This window comes from Gammaproteobacteria bacterium, from assembly GCA_028817255.1.
Classification (GTDB): Bacteria; Pseudomonadota; Gammaproteobacteria; order Porifericomitales; family Porifericomitaceae; genus Porifericomes; species Porifericomes azotivorans.
In genome coordinates this window covers 1-4809 of record JAPPQA010000184.1, presented here as the reverse complement: position 1 = coordinate 4809, position 4809 = coordinate 1, and the positions used below count along the sequence as shown (strand labels likewise).

Sequence of the window (4809 nt, the reverse complement as noted above, 5' to 3'; positions counted from 1 at the left end):
AATGTGCGCGTTCCGCGCTCTATTTGCGCGGGATTCCGGCTTTCGCCGGAATGACGAGGGGGGGCGCCGGAATGACGAGGGGGGGAGCGCCGGAATGACGAGGGGGGGAGCGCCAGAGTGACAGAAAAAAGCGGGAATGGCGGATATTTGCCGTGCCAGTGGGTAGTTTTTCGCGCGGCTCTGGATTTTCGGGGTTTTTACACAGCCTGGAAAGGGGGAATCCAGCTTTTGCGGCGGTGCGGATTCAGGGCCGCCCCGGCGGCGCCTCCATAGGCGGCGCGGCCATGGGCAGGAAGCCGTCCCGGTTCGGCATTTGCACCCGCGGCAGGCTGACGGCGTCCATGCGCTCGTCTTCGCCCACGATGCCGTTCAGGAACAGCAGGTAGGCAGTGACGGCATAGACCTCGTCATCGGTAAGCGAGCCCGGCGCCTGCATGGGCATGGCGCGACGGTTAAAGTCGAACAGGGTAGCGGCATAGGGCCAGTACGTGCCGACGGTCTTCTGCGGATAGTCGCCGGTAAGACCGTATTGCGCCCCGGCCAGCGCCATGGCGCTGCCCCCCTTCCCCCGGGCGCCGTGGCAGGACAGGCAATGGCGCCGGTAGATCTCGCGCCCCTGGCGGGCGTCGCCCCGGCCCGGCGGCAGGCCGGTCCCGTCCGGGAACACGCCGATGTCCCAGACAGCGATCTCCGCATCGGACACGGGCTGCCCCAGCCCCGGCCCTGCCGCCGCCGACGGCGGCTCAGAACCAGTCTTCGCCGATGTCAGCAGGAGCAGCGCTGCCGCCGCCGCCCGCGTCGCCATATACGCTGCGTACCGTGCCATCTTCCTCCACCTGCCAGGAAACGATCGCGTGATAGTGAAAATAACCGTGACGGCCGTGCTCGGCGAGCAAGGCCGCGCGCTCCGGTTGCCAGGCGCCGCTTTCGTCCAGGGCGCGGCTTTGCAGAACGGCCGGCCCCCCGCGCCAACGCCAAGGGTGGCGAAAACGGGTAAAACAGCAAGGCAGCGACGGCCCCTCCAGCGCCGCCTCCTGCCACTGCCGGCCGCCATCTACAGAGACCTCGACCCGGCGAATGCGCCCCCGGCCGCTCCACGCCAACCCGCTGAGCTGATAGAGCCCCGGCCCCGGCAGGCTCATGCCGGCAGAGGGCGCGAGCAGCAGCGACTTTACCTCCATGATGCCGGTGAACTGCCGCGCCTTGCCCGAGGGCAGCAACTCGGTGTAACGCGAGGTCTCGTTGCGCGCCATGATGGGGCGGTCGCTCAGTTGCAGCCGCCGCAACCACTTGACGTTAAGCACGCCTTCCCGGCCGGGCAGCAGCAGGCGCAACGGGTAGCCGTTCTCCGGACGCAGCCGTTCGCCGTTCTGATACAGGGCGAGCAGCGCGTCCCGGCGCGCCTCGGCCAGCGGGATGCTGACATTCATGGCGAAGGCGTCAGCGCCCTCGGCGACCAGCCAGGAAGCGCCGCCGCGGATCCCGGTCTCGGCCAGCACGGTGGCCAGCGGCACGCCGGTCCATTCGCTGCACGAGACCAGGCCGTGCACGTAGCCGGCAGGCGCCTGCACGGGCCGCCGGTGCCAGCCGGCGTTGCTGTTGCCGCCGCACTCCAGGAAACACAGACGCGAGCGCAACGGATAGCGCAGCAGGTCGGCGACGCGGAAAACGAGAGGGCGCTCGACCAGGCCGTGCACCAGCAAGCGGTGGTCTTCGGGGGCGATGCGCGGCACACCGTTGTGGTGGCGCTCGAAGTGCAGGCCGTTCGGCGTCACGATCCCCTCCAACTCGTGCAGGGGACACCAGGAGACGCCGTTGCCGGGCGCGCCCGGGTTGGCGGCAATCCAGCGCACGATGTCCTTCTCGCTGGGCGAGGGACGGCCGTAATTGGAGAACGGCGCCCCTGCCTCGCGCATGGCGGGCTGCTCCGGCAACGCGCCGCCCGCCGCCCGGCGCGCGGCGACCACGCCCAATACGGAGGCGCCCAGCCCGGCGCCCAGAAAGCCGCGCCGGTCCATGCGCAAGCTCCCCTGGGCGCGGTCGGGGGGGGCGCGGTCCCGGGGGGCGCGGGGCGGGTCTTCAGGGCCCGCGGCCATCCTCGCTGCGCCGTTCGCTGTCGCCAGTGCCCGCATTGCCGCCGGCGCCGCCGGCACTGCCGGCCACGCTGCCAGCGGCGTTGCCGCGCACACCCCGCAGACCCAGCTCCCGGAGTTGGCCGGCGGGCGCCGGCGCGGGGGCGCCCGACAGCGGGCAGACAGCGATCTGAGTCTTGGGAAAGGCAATCGTCTCGCGGATGGAAGAGGCCCCGGCCAGCAACATGACCATGCGGTCCAGGCCAAAGGCGATCCCCCCGTGCGGAGGGCAACCGTACTCCAGGGCCTGGAGCAGGAAGCCGAAACGCTCCCTGGCGCGCTCCCGCTCCATGCCCAAAAGGCGCAATACCTGGTACTGCATCTCGGCGCGATGGATGCGGATCGAGCCGCCGCCCAGTTCGACGCCGTTCAGCACCAGGTCGTAGGCGCGGGAACGGCAGGCGCCCGGATCCCGCCGCAGGACCTCGGGGTCCTCCGTGCAGGGGGCGGTAAAGGGATGATGCAGGGCGCGCCAGCGTTCCTCGCCGCGGTCGTAGGCGAACATGGGAAAGCCCACGATCCAGGCCGGGCGCCAGGCGCCGCTCGGCAACAGGCCGAGGTCGGCGGCGAGGCGATCGCGCAACCCCGCCATCGAAGCGTTGACCGTCTCCCGATCGCCGGCGCCGAAACAGAGCAGGTCGCCTGCCTGGGCGCCGGTGCGCTCCAGCACCGCCCGCACCGCCGCGTCCGGCAGAAACTTGAGGATCGGCGAGCGCATGCCCTCCCGGCCCGCATTCGGATCGTTGACCTTGATGTACGCCATGCCGCCGCCGCCCAGGCTGGAGACGTACTCGGCATAAGCGTCAATCTCGCGCCGCGCCAGGGAGGCGCCGCCAGGCGCCCGCAGGGCCGCCACCCGCCCGTCCTCCCGGCCGGCGGCATCGGCGAACACCCGGAACTCTACAGCGCGCATCACGTCGCCCAACTCCGCCAACTCCAGGGGGTTGCGCAGGTCTGGCCGGTCGGTGCCGTAGCGCTGCAGGCAGTTGTCGTATTCCAGGCGCGGGAACGGCGTGGGCAGGCGCACGCCCACCGTCTTTGCGAACAGTTCCGCCACCAATTCCTCCATCGGCGCCAGGATGGCCTCCTGGTCCACAAAGGCCGCCTCGATATCGAGCTGGGAAAATTCCGGCTGCCGGTCGGCGCGCAGATCTTCGTCACGGAAGCAACGCGCCACCTGGTAGTAGCGGTCCACCCCCCCCATCACGAGCAACTGCTTGAACAACTGGGGAGACTGGGGCAATGCATAGCACGCGCCGTGATGCAGGCGGCTGGGCACCAGGTAATCGCGCGCGCCCTCCGGGGTGGAACGCACCAGCAGCGGCGTCTCCACTTCCAAAAAGCCGTGCCGGTCCAGAAAGCCGCGCAGACAAGCGACGGCGCGCGCCCGCAGGCGCAGGCGCTCCTGCATCCGCGGGCGCCGCAGGTCCAGGTAGCGAAAGCGCATCCGCGTTTCCTCCTGCACCCGCGGGTCGTCGAGTTGGAACGGCGGCGGCAGGGAGGGGTTCAGGACCTCGAGCCGATGCGCCAGGAGTTCCACTTCGCCGCTGGCCAACTTGGGGTTCTCGCTACCCGCCGGCCGCCGCCGGAGCCGCCCGCTCGCGCGTAACACGTACTCGCCGCGCACGGTCTCGGCAACGGCGAAGGGCGCGGGCAGTTCCGGGTCGCATACCACCTGTGCCATCCCGGTATGATCGCGCAAGTCTATGAACAACACGCCGCCGTGGTCCCGCACCCGGTGCGCCCAACCGCACAAGACCGCCTCCTGTTCCAACAGGGAGGCATCCAGTTGCCCGCAATAATGGCTGCGCATGGCGAGCATACTAAAGCGGTGTCGCGGGAGGCGCAATTGCGCCGCCGCGGAAGGCGCGGCGGCAAAGGCGGCGGAGGACTACGAGGCGGCCTCGGCCTTGCCGGCCTTGCCGGCCTTGCCGCCGGAGTCGGCGGCGCCGGTCTTGCCCGACGCCGCCCGTTTTCCGTCTTTGGCCCCGGATTTGCCGGCGCCCTCCCCGCCCGCGGCGGGCTTGCCGGCGCCCTGGTCTCCGTCCGCCGCCTTCTTGCCGTCCCCGCCGTTCCGCTCGGCGGCAGGCTTGCCCTTGCCGGAATCGCGGAAATCCGTCACGTACCAGCCGGTGCCCTTCAGCCGGAAAGAGCTTGCCGAGATCAGCTTGCGCAGGCCGGGACGCCCGCACTCCGGGCACTGCACCAGGGGCGCGTCGCTCATCTTCTGCAACGCCTCCAGGAAATGGTCGCAGGCATCGCAGCGATACTCGTATATAGGCATGGCGGCCGACTCCCAACCATAAAAGCGCCCTGTAAAAGCGCTGTAAAACGGCCTGAATATGGCCATGGCACGGCCTGGCATTGGCCGTAAGCCCATAGCGCCCCATTAAATTTACGGGAATCGCGGCAAAACGCAAGGCCGTGTATGGGGCCGCCATATATAAGACCCGTCGGACGCAACGTTACGTCCAGCAAATAAAGCCCAATCCGCCATTCCCATGTCCCCACCTCGCCATTCCCGCGCAGGCGGGAATCCAGCATAACAAGCGCGCGCTTCGCGCTCCTTCAGGGCGGAGCGAGGGCGCGGCGGACAGCGATAAACTCGCGCCGCCGCCTGCCGGCGCCATCGGGCGAATGTGCGCGTTCCGCGCTCTATTTGCGCTGGATTCCCGCC

Annotated in this window: 4 protein-coding genes; all 4 read right to left on the bottom strand. The window is 69.5% G+C overall.

The window, feature by feature from the left end; genetic code table 11:
- Nucleotides 1-244 precede the first annotated feature (244 nt).
- On the bottom strand, nt 245-826 hold the full coding sequence (locus OXU43_07505) for a cytochrome c (GenBank protein MDD9825001.1): 582 nt from the start codon (nt 824-826) through the stop codon (nt 245-247).
- On the bottom strand, nt 744-2096 hold the full coding sequence (gene soxC, locus OXU43_07500) for a sulfite dehydrogenase (GenBank protein ID MDD9825000.1): 1353 nt from the start codon (nt 2094-2096) through the stop codon (nt 744-746). The genes OXU43_07505 and soxC overlap by 83 nt, the downstream gene beginning before the upstream one ends.
- Nucleotides 2080-3945 carry an aspartate--tRNA ligase gene (gene aspS, locus OXU43_07495; protein MDD9824999.1) on the bottom strand — a complete coding sequence of 622 codons (1866 nt, stop codon included), beginning with the start codon at nt 3943-3945 and terminating at the stop codon, nt 2080-2082. Before aspS ends, soxC begins: the two co-directional genes overlap by 17 nt.
- Nucleotides 3946-4023: 78 nt before the next feature.
- Nucleotides 4024-4416 (bottom strand): zinc ribbon domain-containing protein, encoded by a 393-nt coding sequence (locus OXU43_07490; GenBank protein ID MDD9824998.1) that lies wholly within the window; start codon nt 4414-4416, stop codon nt 4024-4026.
- Between the last annotated feature and the right edge of the window lie 393 nt (nt 4417-4809).